This is a genomic window from Candidatus Manganitrophaceae bacterium (assembly GCA_012960925.1).
Lineage (GTDB): Bacteria > Nitrospirota > Nitrospiria > SBBL01 > JAADHI01 > DUAG01.
The window spans coordinates 32073-55107 of record DUAG01000072.1; the positions used below are offsets into that span (position 1 = coordinate 32073).

At 48.9% G+C, this 23035-nt stretch carries 18 protein-coding genes; 10 read left to right on the top strand and 8 right to left on the bottom strand.

Annotated features, from left to right (window positions below; all coding sequences use genetic code 11):
- The first annotated feature begins 70 nt into the window (after positions 1–70).
- The 7 genes from EYQ01_10285 (at position 71) to EYQ01_10315 (ending at position 10591) form a co-directional block, all read left to right on the top strand.
- Entirely contained in the window at positions 71–667 is a 597-nt protein-coding gene (locus tag EYQ01_10285; protein HIE66172.1) for a hypothetical protein, read from the top strand.
- Positions 668–675: 8 nt separating this feature from the next.
- Positions 676–1086, top strand: coding sequence for a hypothetical protein (locus tag EYQ01_10290; GenBank protein ID HIE66173.1), 411 nt, complete (start codon positions 676–678; stop codon positions 1084–1086).
- A gap of 230 nt (positions 1087–1316) precedes the next feature.
- Complete coding sequence (locus tag EYQ01_10295) at positions 1317–2195, top strand: WD40 repeat domain-containing protein (GenBank protein HIE66174.1); 879 nt, start codon at positions 1317–1319, stop codon at positions 2193–2195.
- A 344-nt stretch (positions 2196–2539) separates the two neighbouring features.
- Positions 2540–7504 (top strand): hypothetical protein, encoded by a 4965-nt coding sequence (locus tag EYQ01_10300; GenBank protein ID HIE66175.1) that lies wholly within the window; start codon positions 2540–2542, stop codon positions 7502–7504.
- Between the two features lie 62 nt (positions 7505–7566).
- On the top strand, positions 7567–8583 hold the full coding sequence (locus EYQ01_10305) for a carboxypeptidase regulatory-like domain-containing protein (GenBank protein HIE66176.1): 1017 nt from the start codon (positions 7567–7569) through the stop codon (positions 8581–8583).
- A gap of 140 nt (positions 8584–8723) precedes the next feature.
- A complete protein-coding gene (locus EYQ01_10310; GenBank protein ID HIE66177.1) occupies positions 8724–9653 on the top strand; it encodes a carboxypeptidase regulatory-like domain-containing protein in 930 nt (309 codons plus the stop codon).
- Positions 9654–9733: 80 nt separating this feature from the next.
- A complete protein-coding gene (locus tag EYQ01_10315; GenBank protein ID HIE66178.1) occupies positions 9734–10591 on the top strand; it encodes a carboxypeptidase regulatory-like domain-containing protein in 858 nt (285 codons plus the stop codon).
- Here EYQ01_10315 and EYQ01_10320 read toward each other — a convergent pair.
- From EYQ01_10320 to EYQ01_10345, 6 genes are all read right to left on the bottom strand, one after another.
- A complete protein-coding gene (locus EYQ01_10320; GenBank protein ID HIE66179.1) occupies positions 10588–11157 on the bottom strand; it encodes a hypothetical protein in 570 nt (189 codons plus the stop codon). The genes EYQ01_10315 and EYQ01_10320 overlap by 4 nt on opposite strands.
- Before the next feature lie 60 nt (positions 11158–11217).
- On the bottom strand, positions 11218–12219 hold the full coding sequence (locus tag EYQ01_10325; GenBank protein ID HIE66180.1) for a cysteine synthase A: 1002 nt from the start codon (positions 12217–12219) through the stop codon (positions 11218–11220).
- 16 nt (positions 12220–12235) lie between these two features.
- Positions 12236–12547 carry a heat shock protein HspQ gene (hspQ, locus tag EYQ01_10330; protein ID HIE66181.1) on the bottom strand — a complete coding sequence of 104 codons (312 nt, stop codon included), beginning with the start codon at positions 12545–12547 and terminating at the stop codon, positions 12236–12238.
- A 1-nt stretch (position 12548) separates the two neighbouring features.
- On the bottom strand, positions 12549–12893 hold the full coding sequence (locus EYQ01_10335) for a 4,5-dioxygenase (protein HIE66182.1): 345 nt from the start codon (positions 12891–12893) through the stop codon (positions 12549–12551).
- 93 nt (positions 12894–12986) lie between these two features.
- On the bottom strand, positions 12987–13535 hold the full coding sequence (locus EYQ01_10340) for a hypothetical protein (protein HIE66183.1): 549 nt from the start codon (positions 13533–13535) through the stop codon (positions 12987–12989).
- 151 nt (positions 13536–13686) lie between these two features.
- Positions 13687–14727: a hypothetical protein gene (locus tag EYQ01_10345; protein ID HIE66184.1), complete on the bottom strand. Its 1041-nt coding sequence runs from the start codon at positions 14725–14727 to the stop codon at positions 13687–13689.
- An 835-nt stretch (positions 14728–15562) separates the two neighbouring features.
- Here EYQ01_10345 and EYQ01_10350 point away from each other — a divergent pair.
- The 3 genes from EYQ01_10350 (at position 15563) to EYQ01_10360 (ending at position 18936) form a co-directional block, all read left to right on the top strand.
- Positions 15563–16600: a hypothetical protein gene (locus EYQ01_10350; protein HIE66185.1), complete on the top strand. Its 1038-nt coding sequence runs from the start codon at positions 15563–15565 to the stop codon at positions 16598–16600.
- A gap of 325 nt (positions 16601–16925) precedes the next feature.
- The gene (locus EYQ01_10355; GenBank protein HIE66186.1) at positions 16926–18284 is read left to right on the top strand and encodes a hypothetical protein; all 1359 of its coding nucleotides are present in this window, start codon (positions 16926–16928) and stop codon (positions 18282–18284) included.
- A complete protein-coding gene (locus EYQ01_10360) occupies positions 18265–18936 on the top strand; it encodes a response regulator transcription factor (GenBank protein ID HIE66187.1) in 672 nt (223 codons plus the stop codon). Before EYQ01_10355 ends, EYQ01_10360 begins: the two co-directional genes overlap by 20 nt.
- Before the next feature lie 57 nt (positions 18937–18993).
- On the opposite strand, the gene EYQ01_10365 is transcribed toward EYQ01_10360, so the two are convergent.
- Complete coding sequence (locus EYQ01_10365; GenBank protein ID HIE66188.1) at positions 18994–20841, bottom strand: glycosyltransferase; 1848 nt, start codon at positions 20839–20841, stop codon at positions 18994–18996.
- 3 nt (positions 20842–20844) lie between these two features.
- Entirely contained in the window at positions 20845–22296 is a 1452-nt protein-coding gene (locus EYQ01_10370) for a tetratricopeptide repeat protein (protein ID HIE66189.1), read from the bottom strand.
- Positions 22297–23035 lie beyond the last annotated feature (739 nt).

Genomic DNA, 23035 nt, shown 5'->3' on the forward strand with positions numbered 1-23035 from the left:
GATCTATCATGAGTGGTTACGATAAATCAGGCAAAGTTGTTACATCACAATAGGGAGGTTGTTTACGCGAATGAAAGGCTTGAGACAAAATTACGGTCGTGATCGGGTCTGCCTGGTCTTGATTATTCTCTTTTCTATTGTACTTTTTTCTGTCGAAGCGCACTCCTTCACAACAGTAGAGCCCTATGATTGTAATACCCCGGAGAACAGAGACAAGGCGACAACCCTTGAGTTGGTCGTGGCCAAGAAAAAATGGCGGAAAAAGAAGAAGGAGCTTAAGGCATCTGTGATCTCTGAGAACAGCGCGCTCAAGGTTCGTGTCAAACTTTTTCCCTTTTTAAATCCTCCCATGAATATCGGAATCGGAAGCTGCGTCTCGGCGGAGGAGGGGCGGCTGGGAATTCGAAAAGCAATCGAACTCAACGGGGGCTTAGACCACGTGATTATGCAGGAATTGTTACCGCACCATTGGGTGAAGGTCGGTTCAACCGACCTGGCCGAGTTGTCTTGGATTCGAGTGAGCCCGAAAGATCTGCTGCGTTTGAGTGATCCGGCACTTTCAACCAAACAATTTCAGAATACCTACCGGGAACTCGCCACCCTAAAGGAAAGAAAACTGCCTTTTGGCTTGGGGACAAAGAAGATAGATGTGGAGCCTGAGAAGTGAGGTTTTGTTTGAGAGAGACCCCGTGCCGCTTGCGTCGGCTGCTGCGCCTTTATTTCCTGGTCATAGTCGGGGCGGGGGTCATGGTCTTCCCTCTGGCGACCGATGCGGTGGACCGTGACGCCTCCAAGGTTGAGGTTTTAAATCATGAATGGCGTTCGGACGAAGTGTGGTTGAATGGCGGCAAGACGAAGTTTCTTTGGAATGCAACCATCCGTAATAATTCGGAGGTCCGAAAGCGGGTGTATGTCTACTACTCTCTCCTGGACGACAACAATGTGCCTCTCGCCCGTAATGTGGCGAATAAATACGTCGGCCCCGGCAAAACGACTAAAATCCTTGCCAATTCCTATATCATGACGGTCGATCTGCCCAGAGTGACCCACAGCAGTGTTACAATAAAGGTAGGCATCACCCACTAGTGTCGTGTCAACCGTGAAGAGGCGGTTTCAGGACGATGAGAAGTGGCCATATGCTAGACGCGCGAGTGTAGGACTATCCGTAGATAATTCAAGCGAACGCAACAACGCGGATGGCCGCTTATCGGCTTCATGTAGGTGTCGCTTTGCGGTTGACACGACACTAGGTATTTACCATCCCTCTCTTTTCGTCCTCCCGCGCATTCGGGCGCAAAACACATCCGGGAGATAGAGTGACCACACTAAAAAAAAGAAGATTATCTGGAGTCTCTGTCCTTTTCGGAGCCTTGTTCTGGGTCTTTCTTGCTGTCACTGCTGTTGAGGGCGGGTCCCTTCTCCAGGAAAAGGCGTCCCTGAAAGGGCACAGCGACATCATCAGGGCAGTGGCCTTTTCCCCGGATAGCAAGCGCCTGATTACCGGAAGCTATGATAAGACCGTACGGATCTGGGATCTGGCGACGGGGCGGGTGATCTTCCTGATGAAGCACCCGAACCTGGTGCGCGCGGTGGCCGTCTCTCCGGATGGAAAGACCGTGGCCTCGGGGAACTATAACAGGACGGCGGACCTATGGGATCTGGAGACGGGGAAGCGGAAGGCGGTCCTGGGGCATCCAAAGCGGGTTCGCGCGGTGGCTTTTTCTCCGGACGGTTTGCTCTTGGCCTCAGGGAGTTCGGATAAAAAAGTCCGGCTATGGTTTGTCCGGACCGGGAGAGAGCAGAAGGTTTTGCTTGGGCACGAAAAAGCCGTCAACGCGGTGGCCTTTTCCCCGGATGGCAGGATCCTGGCCTCCGGAAGTACGGATCAGACCATCCGCTTATGGAATGTGGCGACCGGAAAGGTGATGGCTGTTTTGACCGGGCACAAAAATCTGGTGCTGTCTCTCGCCTTTTCCCCGGATGGAAAAACCCTGGTGTCGGGTGGCGCGGATGAGACCGTCCGTCTTTGGGACCTTGAAACCGGTAAAGAAAAGAGCCGCCTTGAAAAAGGGCACGCCCTGTATGTTGCCGCTGTGGCGTTCTCCCCGGACGGAAAAATGCTGGCCTCCGGCGGAGGGGACAGAACCGTTCGGCTTTATGCCCTCTCTTCCCCCCTCCCGAAATTACTTGATTGATTGCGGATTAATTCCTCTGGACATCAATAAAATTGATGTAGATCAACAATTTAATCTAAAAGAATAGTAAAACAATTCTAAAAGGATTGTAAAACAATATAGACATGTAAAAAGTCCTTGACACATGTTTTCCCTCATGCTAGATTCGGAAATCTTGCGAAAATGAAGCAGGACTATGTTGAAAAAATGGCTGGGCATCCTGTTCTCGGGGGACATCAAAGTAGGAAGAAAGACAAGTAAATGGGCATCATCCTTAAATCTAAAGATAATCTCAACGATAAAACTACTGTAGAGCGATAACGCAACCATACGATCTGACAACGTTGATAAAGAAGGAGAATGAAATGAATGTCATGAGAAGAAATTCATTAAGAGTACTCTTCACGTTCGTGCTGATTTTTTCGGCTCAGGGATGGGCCATCGCCGGTGAGGCGGGACATAAGCATTCAGAGGGCCCTGAAAATCAGATGATGGCTTCCGCCGACGCGCAAGACTGGAAGGCGAAGCTGAAAGCACAGATTATGAGGGAAGACAAGGCAGAGGGCCGTGAGGGTCAGGAGGGCCGGGTCAAAGCGGCCATGCAGACCCTCATGGACGATATTATGCAGGGGACCAAGAAGCTCTCAGAGCGCGGTGGAGATTCGGGGGGATTTAATAACCTCGGCGCCATGCAGCAGATGGACCGGAGCTTCTTCCTCGGCCCGAGCGGTGCATCAGAGACGGTTGGAGGGGGAGGGCATTGCCCCAAGACCGCACCGATAAAGAAGTTTGACATCTCCGCCATCAATATCGAGGTGACACTCAACCAGTGGCAGGATTTTTATCCCGGCTACATGTATATTTTGACAGAGAGTATCGAGGCGGCTCGCAAAGAAGAAGCGATGAATACTGCCGCCCGTGAGAAAGAAGGTTTTGATCCGGGTTCCATCTCTAATGGCCTCCAGGGTGACGTTATCCAGCCGATTGTGATTCGTGCGAACCAGGGAGATTGCGTCCTGATTAAAATCACGAATAAGCTGGAAGAAGAAGAGGTGAGTCTTCATATCCACGGATCAAGTACAATCATCAGCTCGACCGGTAAGGCAGCAACCATCTCAAACCCCGATGCGACGATTACCGAAGAAGGTGGGAGCCAGGTATTTGAATGGTATATTCTGCCGGATGAGCAGGAAGGGGCACATGCCTTTCATAGCCATGTCGGGCGTGAGCAGGCCAGTCTGGGCATGATTGGTACATTCATCGTGGAGCCCATGGGCTCTACCTACATTGATCCGCTTACAGGAAAAGACGGGAAGAGCGGCTGGCAGATGATGATTGTAAGCGACAAGACATTGCATCCCACTTCACGGGATTTCAGGGAGTTTGTCCTGGTTTATCACGAGATCGGAGATGAGTCCTTCCGTCCCTTGAACCGTTTTGGCGAGATGATCCCCCAGCGTGATCCGAATACGGATGCCTATCGTCCTTCGGCGCGAGCCTTGAATTTCCGAAGCGAGCCATTTGGGGTGAACAACCTTGCTGTGCAGGAGAAGTATTTCCACTTTGAAGATGAGTCTCAGGGTTACAGTGCCTATACCTTCGGCGACCCTCCTACGACGATCCCAAGATCCTACATGGGAGATCCGGCAAAATATCGCTTGGTCCACGGGGGCGGCGAGGTCTTTCATTCCCATCATCCACATGGTGGAACGATCCGTTGGCTGCGTCAGCCGAAGGCCGATGGAAAGGGCGAAATGCTCTTGACTGCGGCGGAGAACGGCCCGGTGAAGTTTCCAGTCATTCGGACAACATCGGATCGGGTTGATGTGCAGGTGATTGGCCCGTCGGAGGTTCTTGACCTTCAGACAGAGTGTGGGTCAGGTCTTTGCCAGCAGTTGGCCGGGGATTTCCTCTTCCATTGTCATGTGGCCCATCACTATGTTGCAGGAATGTGGGGCTACTGGAGAGTTTACAATACCCTCCAGGGTGGAGATTATCCCTTCATGAGTACGGATGTGATGCCGCCTCTGGCGGAACTTCCGGACAGAAAAGGACGCATCAAGCCGGGTGTGACTTCCGACAAGCTGGTCGGAAACACCATGGATTGGTTTGACAAGAAATGGAATATTACGAAGAAGACCAGCGACTGGTCGAAGCCGATTCCGGATGTCTCCATCAAGGACTGGGTCAAGATGATGTTGCCGCCTGCGGGCGAGCCGGGACATACCTCGGATGAGAAGGGTCAGATTATGGCGTATGACGCGACGGTATGGGACTGGATCTGGAAGGGGAGCAGGGCTTTTGGCGAAAAAGAGGCGACCAGTAAGTTTGACTCGCCGAAGTATAGATCTCCGATGCCGGGTAAGCGTCCGCCAATTCTTTTTGATGCAAAGACCGGAAAGCTGTCCTGGCCGCACTTTAAACCGCACTTTGGGAAGAGGCCGCCGTTTGCGCGCCATCATGGTGGGGCGCCGTGGCTTGAGCCCATCCACATGGATAAAAATCATGGATCACTCTCCACCGACCCGGGCAGCATTGGTGCGCCAGGTGAGGAAACAACCTCTCCGGCGGCTCCGGGAGAGCAGGGTCGATGGAGTCTCTGTCCGGAAAATGCGGGGCGAAAACAGTATACCATTCACTTTATCGAGACGCCGATTCAGCTCACAAAGAAGCTGGGCGATATCAAACCGGTCATCGATAAGGAAGGGTTGATCTACGTCCTCCATGAAGAAGAGGCTGAGATTCGGGCCGATGCGGGGAGTGATAAGACGATCCCCCTGGTTTACCGTTCCAGTGTCTATGATTGCGTCGATGTCATTTTAAAGAGTGAGTGGCTGGACAACGACGTCACGAACTTCCAGATGTCGAAAATCAATATCCATATTCACTTTATCCAATTCGATAATCAGGCCTCGGATGGGGTCATTAGCGGTTTTTCGTATGACCAGTCCGTTCGGCCGTTCACGCAATTTACAAAAGAAAAACCGAAGGGTCTTCCGGTGCCGATGAATTCCCATTTAATGGCGGACGTCAAGGCAGGTGCGGATCGCATTAAATTTAAGATGCCGAAAGAGGCAAGCCGATTTCACGTCGGAACCGACATTATGATCGGAATGGACCAGGTCGAGACCGGAGAGATCCGATGGATCAAGGACATCCAGGGAGATACCATGATCTTCTCGGAACCCTTGAAACATGACCATACCAAAGGCGAGATTGCCTCGGTAGAATGGGTCCGCTATCGTTATTGGGTGGATGCGGACACCGGTGCTGTTTTCTGGCATGATCATGCCTTTGGCGCGACCACCTGGGCGCACGGCGGTGTCGGTGCAATGATTGTTGAGCCGGCCGGTTCAACCTATCATGATCCCATGACTGGAAAAGAGATCCGAAGCGGTACGGTGGCCGATATTCGTTCAACTGAGCCGATCGGCTATGGCATCAACGGAAGCTTCCGGGAGTTGGTGGTCATGCCACATGATACTGTGCCGACGAACGCACAGGTCGTGACGGAAGGAAACCCGCCCGGTCAGTCCGTACAGGTCGCAATTGATGCGGGTCAGACCCTATCTTTCCAGATGCCTTATGATCTGGATCATGTGGCCGTGAAGATGTTGAACGGCGGAACCCATACTACGGGAGGCGGATTTAACTTCCGCTCGGAATCCGTGGCCCGTCGCTTAAGAGCCAACCCGGACCCGACACTCGTCTTTTCGTCGAAGGCGCATCAAGATCCGAGTACGATCTTGGTCCAGGCTTACCTGGGTGATACCATTACGGTTCGTCTTCTGCACAGCCTGATGAATGAAAGCCATGTCTGGAGCGTTTCCGGGCATGCCTTCCGGACAGAACGTTATGCGGAGCATTCTGATTTCAGAAATGCCCATCATGTCGGTATCGCGGAACGTTATGACCTGGTCTTTAAGGCAGGCGGTCCGCAGATGATGGCAGGAGATTACCTCCATTACAATGCACGCGCCTCCCATTTCTCAGAAGGATCTTGGGGAATCGTTCGTGTGCTTGATAAAGAAATCAGGGGTCTCCAGAAGCTTCCAGGAACAGGAAATGGTACAGGGATTATTCCCAGATCGGCAAAGTCACTCTGTCCTTCGGACGCGCCGATGAAGAAATTCACCGTCATCGCGGCGGATCATGCCTTGAAGTTTAACTCCAAGGCGCCGGATGTGATTGAAGTTGATTTCGACCGTAAGCTCATCGTCTCGAACCCGAAAGGCAAGATCTTCATGCTTGAGGGGGAAATGGCGAGGGCTGCCACGGGAAATCATCCGCATCCGCTGACGCTTCATGTCAACTCTGGCGACTGTGTCAAGGTGACGCTGAAGAACAAAATGAAATCAGGACACGCTTCGTTCAGTGCGGCGATGATGTCTTTTGATCCGAAGGATTCTCACGGTGTGAATGTGGGGAACAATCCAACCAATCAGACTGTTGCTCCGGGTAAGAAGAGAACCTATACCTTCTATGCCCATCCGCATCATGGTGAGTTCGCGGCCCTGGTTTGGGATTTTGGGGACTTCCTGAACAATGTTCGTGACGGGCTCTTTGGTGCCATCATTGTCGGTCCAAAGGGATCGAAGTACCGTGATCCGGTGACCGGTGAAGATGTCTCCTTGAAGAATGCCTGGGCGGTTGATGTCATTCTTGATCGGAGCCTTCCGGAAAATGCAGAACGATCCGATTTCCGTGATGTGTCTCTCTTCTTCCAGGATGAGGACAATATCATCGGGACATCGTTCATGCCCTACATCCAGCAAATTGCAGGTTTGACCGGCGTGAATTACCGGAGTGAGCCATGGATGTACCGTGAGGAGAACGGCTGTGAGCTGGCAACCATGTACACCGCCTGTGTTGCCGGTGAGAAGGATCTGGCAACCCCGACCATTCTTGCCCATCAGGGTGATCCGGTTCGGATTCATGTCTTCGGAGCATTCAATGAGCAGAATCAGGTGTTCAGCATCGAAGGTCATGAGTGGCCCTTCAAGCCGAATATGGTTGGCGCGGATATGTTGAGCAGCCTCCAGTTCGGTGCCGGTGAAACACTGGATGTTTACATCAAGCAGGGAGCGGGAGGTCCTTTCGGTCTGGTCGGAAACTATGTCTGGCAGAATCATCGTCTGCCCTACACCGCGGCCGGACAGTGGGGCTATCTCCGGGTTCTCCCTTCAGGGAATCGGGCGATCCTTCCGCTGAATCGATCGGGTGGTGGTGTCGGAGGCCGTACGGCTGAGGCTCCGATCGAAGCGGCACCAGAAGTGATCTCCGGTCGTGATTCGGATGCACCGGGACCGCTCTCCATGCTGGAGAAGTAATATTATTCTGATATTGTAGCTGTACTACTGAAAACGGGGCAAGAGTAGGTGTATACTTGCTCATGTCCCGTTTTTTTATTTTCACGTTTCTCTTAAGGAGAATAAATATGAAAAAGCTTAGGTTGTTAGGCTTACTACTAGTTTTTATGGGACTCGTGGGTTTGATCTCGAGTCCTTTGTCTTTTGCTTATGAGACCGTAGATGTGAGCAATGGAGGTTCTTTTTCGGGCCGCATTACCTTGGAGGGGAGAAAGCCCTCGGTCCGTATCTTTTCCCTTGTCCTGTATCCCTTTGGTCCTTTTTGTAAAAAGATCTCGGATGGGAAAGGGAATGTTAAGCTGAAGGAATTCATCGTCGATAAAAATAAGGGGCTATGGGAAGCCGTGGTCTCCATAAAGAAGGTCACAAAGGGGAAGGCCTATCGGCCGACGCAAGCTGAATTTGTCGCGGTGGATTGCATGTTTCACCCTGCCGATGTTGCCAACAATGAGATGTTTGTCTTTGATGAAGAGGCCGGGTTCATGCGGCATGAGCATCCGAACGTGGCCATCATCCACAACCACGAAAGAATGAATATGATCAACCTGGACCCGGTTATCCATAATATTCAGGTTTTTCAGAATGAAAAAGGAAATATTATCCTGAACACGCCGCTGCCGCCCGCGAAGATAGCAAAGCCGGGCGAGCCGGTGATACCTTACAAGGTGCGCGGGGGCGTTCTTCATTACAAAAAGGGAAAGCATATCTCACAGATGATTTGCGGCATGCATGAGTTTATGCAGAGTTGGGGCTATGTGGTGGACAATCCTTATTACGCGAAAACAGCCAAAGATGGAACTTACAAAATCGATGGTCTTTTGCCAGGAACCTACACGGTGAATATCTGGCATCCGCAATTCAAGGTTTATCATCGGGAGATCACCATCGAAGCGAATAAGACCAGCACCTTTGATTTCGCCTTCAATGGCAATCTGATCAGAAGGCCGGAATACGAAAAACAGAAGCAATTTCGGATCAGTGTCGCAACACCTGAAGATCATCGTTTGCATGAGGGTGAGGAGCGTATTATCATAGACTAGATTGACGTTTAAGTGGGTGGATGGGTTTCTATTAATGTTTTATAAAAAGGGAGGCGAGAGGGGACTTGACTCTTCTCCCTTTTTGCTTATATCCTTAAGTCATCTGTAGTTATTGACGTAAAGTCAGTGGGTGGCGACCAGTGAAGAAGTCTTCTTTGTACAGCGTGTTCATCATCCTCAGTCTTTCCCTTGCTGTTGCTGAGCCTTCATATGCTTATGAAGAGGTGGATGTCCGTGACGCGGGATCGATTATCGGCCGGATTACTTTAAAAGGGGCGATCCCTGAACCGCGCATCTTTTCTCTCGTTCTTTATCCTTTTGGTTCCTTTTGTAAGAAGATCTCTGATGGTCGTGGCAATATCGTCCTTCAGGAGTTCATTGTTGGTGAAAGAGGAGGGCTGTGGGAGGCCGTGATCGCCGTTCAGAAGGTTGATAAGGGCAAGCCCTTTCCGGCGATTCAAAGTGAATTTGTTGCAGTAGACTGTATGTTCCATCCCGTTGATGTTGCGGCAAGTGAACAGTTTTTCATGGATGAACATGGGCAGATGCACCATGACCACCCCAATGTTGCCATCCTGGAAAACCATCAGCCGATATCGATGGTCAACAAAGATCCCATTATCCATAATATCCAGGTCTATCAGAATGAGAGAGGGAACGTTATTCTGAATCGCCCGCTCCCGGTCTCAAACGAACCCAGAGGTGGGGGACTTCATTTTTTAAAAGGGATGCGCATCTCGCAGATGATTTGCGGCATGCATGAGTTTATGCAGAGTTGGGGTTTTATTGTCGACAATCCCTATTATGCTAAAAGTGCAAAAGACGGCAGATATATAATAGACGGATTGCTCCCGGGAACCTACACCGTCAGCATTTGGCATCCGCATTATAAGGTTGTTGACCAGGTGATCAGCGTCCGGCCCCGCCAGCAAACGACGCTTAATTTTGAATTTGATGCGGCAAAGGTAAGGCGGCCGCTTTATGAGACCCAGAAACATTTTCGGATGGAGACGGCGACACCGGAAGATCATCGATTACACGAGGGAGATGAGCGCTTTATTATAGACTGATGCAAGCCATGACTTATGCGCCGCTCGCTTGATCACGGGACGATTGTTATTTTTATCATACGGATGCAGGGAGGTTTTTCTTGGCAAGAAGGGTTCTATTTGTTGTTTTAATTGCATTATCAGTTTTCGCGGGACAATCAATGGGTGAGGCCTATGAGGTGGCTGATGTCACACTAGGCGGAACCTTGAGGGGACGTGTTTTTTTGAAGGGGACGCCGCCTCCGGCAAAGATCTACCACCTGATTTTCTCTCCGAATATTGAATTTTGCAGTAGCATCTCTGACGGGAAGGGGAATCGTCTTTTGAGAGAGTTTCGTGCCTCCGCGGACGGCGGGTTTCAGGATGTTGTTGTGGCCGTGGTCGGGGTCCAGGCGGGAAAACCCTTTGGCTTCACACCGAAAATTGAGATAGAGAATTGCCGGATTTCTCCCTTTGTGACCCCGGTACGGAATCATCACCCGATATCCATCACGAGCAATGACCCGGTGACACATGACATTCAGGCTTATACCATGCGGGGAGAATATACCTATGCGATGTTCAACAAACCTGCACCTGAAGGAACAGATGTGCTAAAGGAGGTGCGTCTTCGAAAGGGACATTATATTTTCAGGACGCAGTGCGGCGTCCACGATTACATGCAGTCCTGGGGCATTGCTGTCGGAAATCCATACTTTTCCAAGACGGACAATGAGGGATATTTTGAAATAACAGACATCCCGCCAGGGACCTATTTTGTCATCGCATGGCATCCTCGAATGGATATTGAGGCACGTAGAATTACCATTCGTCCCGGCGGACAAGTTGTAACCACCTTTGAATTTGACGCCAAAGAAGTGAAGATCCCGATCCATGATCTTCAAACCACTTACAGGTTAGATACGGCCCTTCAGCCCCATCACCTTGTTCCGCCTTCCGTAGAACTTCAAATCCACTAATCAACGTAACCGATATCTCCGTCGGCTTCCCCGGTTAAAGTACGAAAGAGTTCATGAAATTGCTCTGTGGAGAGAGACTCATCTCTCAGGCGATTCAGATCTTCGGCTGTAATCGGTATCTGTGCATCAATGGCGAAAGCAGAGTTTCCGAATGCCACATAGTGGGGGAAAAATCGGAATTCCGGCAGGAGGTGGGTGATGCCGTTGTTGTAATGAATTGCCAACTCAATCATCATCCGTGCAACATCTGCAGAGACGCCACTTCCGATCACGATGTTCTTTGGCGGGTTACCGGCACGAAAGAATTGAATCATAACGCGTTTAATGGATTGATCTGCCAGAAGTTCCTTAATAAACTTGGCATCTTTCTTTCGTTCTTTTTTCAGAAACAATTCGACCTTGATCTTCGCATTGGGGATGGGAGCTGGAGGCACTTTAGATTCTTTAAAGTGCCGTTCCCCCTTTTCCTGGGGTGTTTCCGGCAGGACCGCGCATGCGGGAAGTACAAGGAAAGAGATCAAGGAAAATACAGTAACAATTTTCTTCAGGATTATTCTTTTGTCCACAAAGTACTCCTTACTTTAGGAATAGAAATCGTTTCAATAAAATAGTCGTGTATCAGAGGCTCACGCGAGCCAATCCGGTATGGGCAAGCCTTGTTCCCGCAGGAAGACCGGATTGTAGAGCTTGCTCTGGTAGCGGGTTCCGTAATCGGCCAGAATGGTCACAATCGTATGGCCGGGACCCATCTGCCGGGCCAGGCGCACCGCGCCGGCGATATTAATCGCCGAAGAGCTGCCGCAACACATGCCTTCATCCCTTAGCAAGTCGAAGATGTAGGGGAGCGCCTCCGCATCTGGTATTTGAAAGGCGTCGTCAATCTTTGCATCCACCAGGTTGGCCGTCACCCGTCCCTGGCCGATTCCCTCGGCAATGGAATCCCCCTCAGCCTTTAACTCGCCAAATTTGTAGTAGTGATAAAGCGCGGCCCCACAGGGGTCCGCAAGCGCGATAATGACCTCCGGTTTTCGATCTTTCAGCGCCTTTCCAACACCGGCGAGTGTTCCTCCGGTGCCGACCGCGCAGATAAAGGCATCCACCTTTCCTTCTGTTTGTTCCCAGATTTCGACTCCCGTGGTCAGGGCGTGGAAATCCCGATTGGCTATATTGTCAAACTGTTTTGCCCAGATGGCCGATCCGGAGTTTTCCTGATTCAGTTTCTCTGCAATGCGCTCCGCGATATGGATGTAGTTCTGAGGGTCCGTATAAGGGGCCTCGGGGACAAGCTTCAATTCTGCCCCGCAGAGCCGTAACATGTCTATTTTTTCCGGGCTTTGTGTTTCCGGGATGACAATCAATGTTCGATATCCCAGGATTTTAGCAATCAAGGACAAGCCGATGCCGGTATTGCCGGCGGTTCCCTCGACGATGGTGCCCCCTTTCTTTAAAGCGCCCCGTTTTTCAGCATCGCGAATAATGCCCAATGCCGTGCGGTCTTTGATCGACCCCCCCGGATTCAGAAATTCGGCCTTTCCAAGAATTTCACATCCTGTTTTTTCAGAGGGGCCTTTTAAGCGGACCAGGGGGGTGTTTCCGATCAGATCGAGCATGCTTCCTGATATTTTCATGTTTTTACCAACTTCCTTAACTCATCATGCGAATATATTTTCCATCTTCGAACCGGGTAAAGAAGCGATTAATCATTGGGTGGATGATTAGGTCGTTTGACGGGTCCGGTTCTAAATTACGTTCTGAGACATAGGTCATATGCTCGCCGCCATGAACCAGGACATGATACCAAGGCATATTTTTTGGAGGACGGGAGCGTGCAACATGATCATACCACTCTTCCGTCCCCTGAAACTCCGGGTCAACATCGACCACCACCCCGCGATAACCAAACAAGCGATGATGTATGAGCTGGCCGACATAAAACTGACATTGTACCTGATTCATCTCATTTTCCACTGTGTTCCTTTAAAAAGGAAAGGTTGATCTCCTTGATCTCTCCCATCCAGAGGGCATGTTCCGAATGGTCTTTCACGTCGTTTCCGGTATCCGGGTGGATAAAGACGACCAGGCCGTTTCGGTTGAGTGCAAGCCAGAGGATCACTTCTCCGAAGTCTTCGCGACTGAGCGTCAGTTGACAACTCCAGCAGGGATGCGGGCCCACCGGTTTCCGGTGCATATGGCCGACTGAGACTCCAAATTTCTCATGGGTGGCCTCGCAGAGCAGACGGGCCTGCTCAAAGGTTTTCTCATCGTAGTAGATAGGGGCATGAAACTCCCGAATCTGATTCATCCATCTGCCCACTAAAAAAGGTGATTTTATCGTAATCGGCGGGTCCGACGCAAGAAAAACTACACGACCCAAGATCCGGGATTGGATCCTGGGTTAAACGACATCCCGGCCCATCACCGTTTTGCGCTCAGAGACCCTGGCATGCTCAATCGCCTTGAGACATTCATCAATGACTTTCTTTGTGAGGGCATCAATGGCGCATTGGCTGGTTTTGAAGTCCGACTGCTCCCGGATGAGGTTTTTAATCTTGGAGACAACGACCAGGGTATCGGTTTCAATGTCGGACGCATGGCGGGGCACCGTACGGGTGTTAGGAATGGGACACAGTATTCTTCTGGAGGTTTTCTCCAAAGCAGGTGTATCTTTCTCCTGCCCTTCACGCTTATTTCGGTCTTCCTGGTCTTTTACGTAGGATTGATACGAAGGGGCCGTGGCTTCTTCGGCGTAGGAGCTTCGGTGGTTGGCAAATCCAAGATGGGCATCCCAGCAGGAGATGCGACAGAAGATCAGCCCCGTCGTCTTCCTGCGGCAGGTACTGACCGAGCACAGGTGGTAAACGCTCCCGAAGGGAATCTCCTTTTTACATGTGCTGCAACACTTCCAGCAGGATTTTTTTGGGAGCGTGTTTTGTGGATAATTCACATGGGGTTTCCTTCTAAGAAAGTCAAAAACATGAGGCCATCGGTCGACTAGCGCGGACGATTCATCATAACATGATTAACGCGTTGGGATGAAAAATTGTGTGGGGGGAGGGAGTCGCTGAGGTATGAGCAGACCGGTGTGTCTGCTCTGGTTATAGGGGAGATTCTTGAACCGCGTCGGCTTCCAACGTTCCCGTGAATGAACCCGCTGGTTGGGTAAAGACATTCAGCACGTTGAAGAGCTCATCGGCCAGTTTGACGGCATTTGGCGTACCAATCTTTTCTGGATTACGGGTTCGGCCGTCCAGAAAAATACCCTCGAATGGCATTAACCCAATCTCATCGATGAAGTCCTGAACCGGCGTCGTTGTCGTTGTCGTTGGCAGAGCATCAATGAAGGCCTGCTCGACATCCAAAAAGAGAATAACATCTAATTGGCTTGGGTTAATGCGGCCTACAAAATCTATTGGAGGAGCCTGTTCTTGGTCTTTATCTGTAAAAAAGATGAAGGGTCTGCAGAGAGATTCTGGTGTGTCTGCTAGCATGGATCCTTCGATCCAGATACTTGGGCGTCTCTCAGCGGGAGCAGAAATTGGACGGAAAAGCTTATCCATAAATGTAGATGTGGTTTGGTTGTCTCCCAGGTTTATCGGGGGAGAATCGATATCAAGACGTCCGATTTTAAATGAGGCGAATGAATAATCATGAGGAGGTATAGTAGTCAGTGAGACCTTTTCTGGAACGAGCGGGTCAGTGTTTGTTATATCCAGGGCAAACGGCCCTCTCTGAAGGTGTTGGACCTTCGGTAAACCGAACTCGACCGGTAAACCGAACTCGACTTCGTCAAGGATGGCGTATGCTTTTGTAATGTAGATCTTTCCATCGTTCATCGGAATCGTTATCGCGCTGGCGGCCGGAGAGCAAGTCGTTTGGGCCGTTTGGGCGATGACAGGGGTTCCAAACAAGAACCCCAATCCCTTATTCATGAGATTCAGTGCAAAGTTTGGTTCCCCTGTCTGCGTTCCCGGCTTCCGAACAGACGTAATCCCCAGGGTCGGGCTGCCGTCACCTGGGGAGCCGCCTGCCCCAGTCGTTCCCACCTCTCCGCAGCTGAAGGATAAAAGGCTGATAAGAAAGATTGCCCCGAGTGTTTTCATCTTAATGGTCTGTTTGCTCAAAGAACCCTCACGCATCGTGTATCCAAATAAACCTACTAGAATGCAATTAGAATGCCATTTTTCTTGATTTATTATGGGAAATACAACGGCATTGTACCACACATTGTTGTGATTCATCACTATTTTGCTTCTTCATAGAGGGTGGACAGTAGGAGAACTGCCTCTTCCGAAGAAATAAAAAAAGAGACTCTTATCCATCAAAACATACTGTTTTTACTATATTTTTTAGTTCTTATCTCAGGTAAATTGCCTCTAAATTATCAGCTGCGTATGTTCTTTCACGCCGTCAGATGGATGGGGTCTAAATAATCAGAATGTTATGTCGGTCCGTCACCCTCCTGATCTGTCATTCACACATTTTCTCTCGAAGTCACTCCACGATTTCCCCACATGTTGCCAAATTTTGGTCTGTCCAAGTGATTAGAATTCCGCAACACCTGCCGATAAACTGTCATAATTTTCAACTAAAATAGTATGTTCTAATATAATTATGTATGAAGACTGCTCGATCTGTTTGTTCCTATCACTTGCTTCGGTTATATTGTCTGAGTGGTCATTTTAATATTATTCATATAAAAATTAATGTGTTATGAACCTTTCATGATTCTTTCTTCTTTTTATGGTAAGTTCTGGCATGTGAATTGCTTTTATATGGTTCGGGTGTTCTCGGTTTTTGTTTGTACGAGGTTGTTTATACAGGGACTTCATCCGTAAGGGCGTCGAGGAGAGTGAAGAGAGCCGAGTATTGACGATAGATTACAGTAAATATAAGTGCTAATCCTCCTGGAAAAAATTGTATTTTAGAGATAACTGGGGTCAACAGATCAGGCTTAGGGAGAAGTACAGGAAGATGCGAAAGAAACGAGCGGTTTTTATAATCCACCCGCGCGATCATCATGATCTCATTGAAAGATATCCGTGGGCAAGGTTTCCCCCCAAATGGATAACGGATGAGGTACTTACAAGCCTTTCTGGTCGCTTTGGGCTAACCGTTTGTGAAAAGGTCGATGTCTACGATAAAGTTGATCTTTATCTGGTTGCTGTTCTTTTGAAAGGTTATCAGTTTTCCTCGGAGACCCCAAGTGCGCTGAAAAGAGTTCGATCTCGTATTCTTGATGCAGTTTATTATGCTCAGGATCATATCAATGCGGATGTTATCGGCTTGGGTGCTTTGTGCGCCTCTGCAACAGAGGGCGGAAAATGGTTGGTGAGGCAGGATAATATTACTTCTTGCATTACTCATGGAGATTCCTATTCTATTGCGATTTCGATTGAAGGTATTCAAAAGATTGTCTCTTGTTCCGGTTTGAAGAATCCTGTGATCGCTATTGTCGGTGCCTATGGATTGGTTGGTCGTGCCATCTCCAGCATTTTGGCGGAAAAATACGATATCATCATGATGGGTAGGAATGAGGTGAAGTTGCGTCGTTTCCAGATTAATAAAGGCATTAAAGGCATGATAACGACGAATATGAAAGACTTGAGACGGGCCGACATTGTTATCACAGCAACAAGCCATCCGAGGGCCTTACTGCATCAAAGTCATTTGAAGGACGGTGCAATCATATATGATGTATCTCAACCGGAAAATGTAAGCAAGTCACTCGTTAAGGAAAGACCGGATTTGATTAAAATTGACGGTCCCCTTACAAAAATTCCCGGTATAAATATCAGGTTTGACATGAAAACCGGAGAAGATAGAACCTTCGCCTGTCTGACGGAAACGGTAATGATGACGCTGGAGGGGATCGAAGGGGATTTTGTTGGCGAAATAGATATGTCCCACATCGAATATCTGAAGTCCATCGGTAAAAAATATGGTTTTACGCATGCTTCTTTTACGCAGTTTGGCCTTCCAATTAAAGAAGAAGATCTTTCCCGGGTTTAAAAGCCCATAACACATATTTAGGGAGTGCAAATCATGCCCTTCTGAGCAGGGTGAGATCACCTCGGTTGTTCTTAGGGCCTCTGTCCTTATTTTTTAATGAACTGCACGCGGTATCTAATATCTCTTAACCGATATTGGACTGAATGCTTCGCTTTCAAAAAATGTTATTTTCTAGTATACAGATGTATCATCCTCTCGGGGGGGGCATCACCCCCAAGGAATTTGTATAGTATTTTCAAGGAAAAAGGAAAGGCCTCTTTTTCCGGAGTTAAATGTCGAAGTGGTTGAAGGAATAAAAAATATATTTTCGGAGACATAGTTTATTTTGCTGGAACCAAGGAAAAATGAAGAAATTCTTGCCGCCTACAAAGAGTATCTAGTCAATATTAGTGTTACGCGCATTCGTTTGGCATGTATTCTGGGGCTTGTCCTTGTTCCACTCTTCAGTATCATCGATTATTTCATCATCCCCGAGTTGTTTTTTCAATTCCTGAGATATCGATTGATTTGTGCTTTTTTGATGATCATCTTTCTCGGGCTCACAACGACCTCACTCGGGAAAAAGAAGATCAATTTTATTGGGGTGGGTGTTCCCCTTGTGGTCTCCGGGATGCTTTCCTTGATGATCCGCTTTACCGGGGGTTATGAATCTCCGTATTATGCAGGACTTAATTTGGTGATCCTGGCAATGACTTTTCTGTATGTTTGGGATTTTCGGATGTCGGTCGGTGTCTGTATTACGATCTACGGGCTGTATCTCATCCCGACTATTCTTCAAGGTGATATCGTGCAACCGGGGATATTGGTTAACAATAGTGCGTACCTTCTGAGTACGGTTACGATTGGTCTAACCAGTGCTAACTTTGTTTCCAATTTACGATTCCAGGAATTTAAATCACTTCACCGATTGGACGAATCTCAGAAGGATCTCCAGGAATCAAATGACAAATTAAGAGAACTGAGTGCGTTAAAGAACGATTTTTTTGCAGATATCAGTCATGAACTGCGTACCCCTCTGGCCATTATCCGCGGTGAAGCAGAGGTTTCCCTCAGGGGAAAAGACAAACACGTAGAAGTGTATAAAGAGGTCCTTAAGTACATTGTTGAGATGTCTGAGCAGATGAATAAATTGGTGGGCGATCTCTTGTTCCTGGCACGTTCCGAATCTGGAACGGTGGCTACAGAAAAGAAGCCGGTTTCTCTGGGTCAGGTCCTGAGTAAGGTCTCCCGTGAAGGCATGGCTCTGGCGGATGAGAAAGGCGTGCCCCTGAATTGTTCGGAAATAAAGGATGAAGACTTTGTTGTTCAGGGGGATCATGCGAGGTTGGTCCAACTGTTCTTAATTATCCTGGATAACGCCGTTAAATATTCAAACAAGGGTGGGGAGATACGGATTTTGGCTCGGAGACAGGGAGACCATGTCAAGGTCGAAATTCTGGATAAAGGTGTTGGAATTCCGGGGCAGGATCTCCCCCATGTTTTTGATCGTTTTTATAGAGCGAACAGGACGAAGGCGATGAGCCGAACAGGGACCGGACTGGGACTGTCCATTGCAAAATGGATAGTGGAGGCCCACAACGGAGGGATTGTTGTCGATAGCACCGTGAACAAGGGAACGTCGGTGATGGTGTGTCTGCAGCTGTTAAAGACAGGAAAGGTTTCAGATGCAACTCCTCCTTGTTGAAGATGATGAGAGAATTACCCATTTTATAAAGCGGGGTCTTGAAGCGGAGCATTATCGGGTTGAGGTTGCCCATAGCGGGGAAGAGGCCATTGATATGGCATGCGGACTGGCCTATCAGGTGATTATTCTTGACCTGATTCTTCCCGACATCGGTGGGGTGGAGGTTTGTAAGCGCTTGCGAAAAGAAAAGGTGAATACCCCCATCCTGATGTTGACGGCGAAGGATACGCTCCAGGATAAAGTGCATGGGCTTGAGGTCGGAGCGGATGACTACATGACAAAACCCTTTGCATTTGAAGAGCTCCTGGCCCGTATCAAGTCTCTTTTAAGGCGCAGCCCTTACCAGGAGGCCAGCGAAGAAATCAAAGTGGATGATCTCGTCATGAATCCGGACAGGCACGAAGTCAAGCGCGGAGATCAGATGATCAGTTTGACGAACCGGGAGTTCTCGCTTCTGCAATGCCTGATGCGGCATCCCGGAAAAGTCTTAAGCAGGACATTTATCCTTGAGCAGGTCTGGGGGTATCATTACGACACACTCACGAATGTGGTTGATGTTTATATACGTTATTTACGAAAGAAGATCGATCAGGGGTCTTCAAAAAAACTGATTCAAACCGTTCGCGATGTCGGATACAAGATAACGGAATAATCTCTCAGCATACATAACGTCCCGTCCCCCCTCTTTTTTTTTGACGCTTTTGAACCCCTAGAAGTGAAAACCAAAACCAAAAAATAACGGTTGAAGACCGAAAAGGCCAAGCAGGCCGGTGGCAACACCCGCCATAATGAACAAAAAAGGAAGGAAGACCAGGCCCTGCGACACCGGATGCTCCCAGGAAATTCGGTGCATCAGCGGCTGAAGGGTAAATGCGATCGCCAGCCCCAATAATGAGAGATTTGCCAATAAAATCGCCATCGAACCGAAAGCCACACCGCAAAAAAGCTCAAACGCCTGAACCGCACCATGGTTCGGATGACTCTCCATAAATAATTTTTTGATATTTTTCCAGAATTTCTTAATGAAATGAATGTCTTTTTCTCCTTTATCCTGAAGGGCGTAGCTGGTCTGGTCGCCGGTGACGAAGAAGGTTGCCTTTTTTGTTATAAAATAAGAAAAGACCCCAAGAGCAGCTATTGGGCCCAGCGCGGCATAAATGGAGGTACTGCGGCAAAGAAATTTGAAAAGATGAAACGGCCTCTTCCAGAATTCAATAACGAAACAGAGGACCGGCGCGAGCATGGTGAGGACTGTAATCAGGAAAAAGTCTGCGCTAAAAACCACTTCAAACCCGGGACCCAAGCCGCGCATCGGCAAAATGAATTCGGTTCCACCGAAGCTGAGGGTTAGGGGTCTTGGCGTTCCGAAGAGTATCGGGAGGACCACATTAGCATCAATAATGAAAAGAAAGTAAAACATGGAGAGAGGGAGGTTCAGTGTCGGGAATAGGATATCTGCTTTTTCTGCCACGGAGATCTTCCTGGAACGAAGAATTCTCCCGGCCTCATGAGTCAAGAGTTCACAGGTCCCACGGGTCCACTTCATGAAACGAATACGAAATGACCGTACCGAATCTGGAAAATCCTCAAGACACATCACATCTTCTGCGAACGTGCCTTTCCAGCCCTTCTCCCGGAGGCGGACCGCATAAGCGAGATCTTCGCTGACCAGGTGAGGAAATCCCCCGACCTCTTCCCAGCACTGTCTCCGCAAGACGGCGCCATGACCGAGTAACATCACAAACCCATACCTGTTGCGAAGCGGTTGATACCAACGCCAATGGATGTCAATTCCATCCCCCATTTCCCTTGCCAGAAGGGAGGCGCCCTGTCGATTACACCGGTGATTGGCTTGGACAAAACCACACGATGGATTACTTAATAACAGGGGGACCATTTTTTTCAGAAAATCTGCAGGTAGGATTTCATCGGCATCAGCCAACGCAAAGACTGTCTCTTGGGAGGCAACACCCGCGAGGGCATGGTTGAGGTTCCCCGCCTTGAAACCCTGTCGGTTCGACCGCCTGACCACACGGACACGATCAGGATATAAAGCGGCAAAGTCATCCACCTGTTTCCGGTAGACTTGATCCGTGCTGTCATCCAGGAGGTAAACGGTGTAGTCCGGGTAGTCTTGTTGAACACAGGAGAGTGCGCTATTCGCTATAAAATCGTTGTAGGTTGCATAGAGAATTGCTACAGGCGGTTGCTGGGAAGGGAGGACTTGTTCGACGCTCCGTTCGCGACGGCTGCGGCACTTATAAATGGCCGCAAAAATGATCACGCCGATATTATAAAAACCATAGAGCCAGGCAAGTTCAACAAAAAAGATGAAAAAAACGATGGCACCCCATTGAAAAGGACCCTCCGTCATATTAAATAATTGTATCAGACGAGGATGATACCATGCCAGAGCCGTCAGCCAACTGAGGAAGGTAAATAAAAAAAGATTAGCACTGGGGATACTGTCGGAATGTCTTCTTTCACTTTTTGTAGAAGAACTACGGAGCTGGAACATTCTTTTTGGCGACGTCAGTATCTCTGTGAAGGATGGCATTTCTTATCTCCAATCAAACTTATGGGTTAGGCCTGCAGAAACGGTGGTGAACTGACCCAGGGCAGGGCCTGACTCTTGTCGAACGAGTAGATGTCCCTCGGTGGCTACTCTCACCGGGAAAGAGATAATCGTGGTGGCCGACCACAGACTTCCAGAAGCACCTCTGATACTGCTGTCAGTCCTCCCAGAGGCTAAGTGGATTTCAAAGCCATATCCCTTTAAGGAGCGGTATTCCACAGGGAGTAAGAATCGCCACTCGGTTTCATCCACACCTCCTGTTTTTGTGTAAAAAATTGTCGGATCAATGCGGAAGTGTGATACGAGAGGAAACCCAATCCCTGTATACACATTCCAGTCGTCCGACCGACCGTCATTGCGTCGTCCAAGAAAGCCCCCTACTTTGAAAGAGCTGGCCCCAGGGAGAGAGACTACCTGTTCTGCCTGGAAGAGATTCTGTTCAACATTATTAAGCAGGTCGCGCTGGCCGACCTCAAGACGGGTTGTATAGATCCCCCCCCAATTGGCCAATCCTCCAACAATAAGAGATGGGATTTTTTTTCCTTCTCGCACCAATGCTGGATTGTCCAGACTCAGGGCATTGTCGTAACGGACCCAGAGGCGCAAGTCTCGCGTCGGCCACGCAGCGATCTCAAGCGTCCGAAGTCCCGACCCACCGCCGTTTGACGTACTCCCTCCCCATACACTGAACTCCCAACTGAGGGCCTGCATAGGTTCTTCTTGTGCTTTGATAGCATTGAGCGCCTCTAGAGCATCCTTTCGACCCGGCTCAAGCTCCAGTGCATTTTGAAATGCCTCTTTTGCCTGTGCAGGTTCTCCGACCGCACCTAGTGCGTTACCCAGGCCAACGAAAGCCTCCGGATCATCGGGGGCCTGACGAGAGGCCATTTGAAAACGGCGAACGGCTTCATCGGCATTCCCCCTCCAAAGTGCGGTAAAAGCAAAACCCTTCAGGGCATCAATCCTGGAGGGGTCAATTTGGAGGGCCTCTTGGAATCGCGATTCAGCTCTGTCATGCTTTTTCGACCAGGCCAGGCTATAGCCCAGGCCGACGAGGGCATCTAGATTCTTGGGCTCTGTTTTGAGTATGGTCAGGAAATCGTCTTGAGCCAAGGCCTGATTCCCCTGCCAGGAGCGAACATAAGCACGCTTGAGACGCGCTTCAAGAGAATTGGGATCAGCATGAAGCAATTTATCATAGATGTCTTCTGCGGTCGCATGGTCCCCGGACAGGGAGAACTGAGCTGCCTCTTCCAGAGACGCTCCAGCCGCCTTGGGAGGAAATAATATAACGAATAGAAGAGAGATTATGAACAACACCGTCGAAAGAGATATCCTTTCTACCCGAACTTTCTCTGGAGAACAAAGCAGCGCGTCAAAGGGAAATACGAATATTTTTTTCAGGTATTGGGGCTCATTATTTTTCTCTTTGTCCATAACGGTTCTCCCAATAAGGCCTTGATGGGGTTTGTGGAATCTTTTAATCTTAAACAAGCTGAAAGCAATAGTTATGCCGTGAGAATCTATGCAGGAAAAAACGATGACAGGGATTTGATATCATGACTTAATATCTGGTGAATGTTAAAAGAAATGACCCAGTCGAAGTATCTTAACTATCTGATTTTATGTATATTTGTAGATCTCTTCACCTATTATCCAGGCAGTGGTGATTCGATCTATATTATGGATAGGGATAGGGCTATTGAGGAATATATATGGATTCAGAGAGGCGTTGCTGCCGAATTCTAAGCAATTTAGTAATTTTATGTGCCTGATATCTAGCGTTCACGTATATAAAGTGTCCATGAACGAAGAATTTGTTTGAACGGGCACGGTTGAACCCCTCGCCTTCAGGCGAGAGAATGTAATGTGGTTGCTGCGACTCGTCCTTTCGAGTAATCCTGAGAAGTCTTTTCTTCAGTCCAAACCCCATCAGAGGTTTCCTGAATCGTTACACTGACGGACAAGACCTCTCTTCAGAAATTTTAAGATTATTTTAATCTAATTCTCATCTCATTTTAATTTGAACCTGTTATTCTGTGGGAGTATAAGGTATTGACCTCCGATATCCTGTAAGAGATGGTAATCCTCCCTAAATATAAAGGTGCTCAGAAGTAGAATTTTCCAATATAGTAATTTAGGAGGAGAATCTACGATGAAGAGATCAAGATTTACA

Excerpts from the sequence above, each read along its gene's own strand:
- EYQ01_10325 (HIE66180.1), bottom strand. The coding sequence starts at position 12,219 with ATGAAAATATCAGGAAGCATGCTCGATCTGATCGGAAACACCCCCCTG.
- EYQ01_10285 (HIE66172.1), top strand. The coding sequence starts at position 71 with ATGAAAGGCTTGAGACAAAATTACGGTCGTGATCGGGTCTGCCTGGTC.
- EYQ01_10350 (HIE66185.1), top strand. The coding sequence starts at position 15,563 with ATGCGAAAGAAACGAGCGGTTTTTATAATCCACCCGCGCGATCATCAT.
- EYQ01_10300 (HIE66175.1), top strand. The coding sequence starts at position 2,540 with ATGAATGTCATGAGAAGAAATTCATTAAGAGTACTCTTCACGTTCGTG.
- EYQ01_10335 (HIE66182.1), bottom strand. The coding sequence starts at position 12,893 with ATGAATCAGATTCGGGAGTTTCATGCCCCTATCTACTACGATGAGAAA.
- EYQ01_10365 (HIE66188.1), bottom strand. The coding sequence starts at position 20,841 with ATGCCATCCTTCACAGAGATACTGACGTCGCCAAAAAGAATGTTCCAG.
- EYQ01_10305 (HIE66176.1), top strand. The coding sequence starts at position 7,567 with ATGTCCCGTTTTTTTATTTTCACGTTTCTCTTAAGGAGAATAAATATG.
- hspQ (HIE66181.1), bottom strand. The coding sequence starts at position 12,547 with ATGAATCAGGTACAATGTCAGTTTTATGTCGGCCAGCTCATACATCAT.
- EYQ01_10370 (HIE66189.1), bottom strand. The coding sequence starts at position 22,296 with ATGGACAAAGAGAAAAATAATGAGCCCCAATACCTGAAAAAAATATTC.
- EYQ01_10345 (HIE66184.1), bottom strand. The coding sequence starts at position 14,727 with ATGCGTGAGGGTTCTTTGAGCAAACAGACCATTAAGATGAAAACACTC.
- EYQ01_10360 (HIE66187.1), top strand. The coding sequence starts at position 18,265 with ATGCAACTCCTCCTTGTTGAAGATGATGAGAGAATTACCCATTTTATA.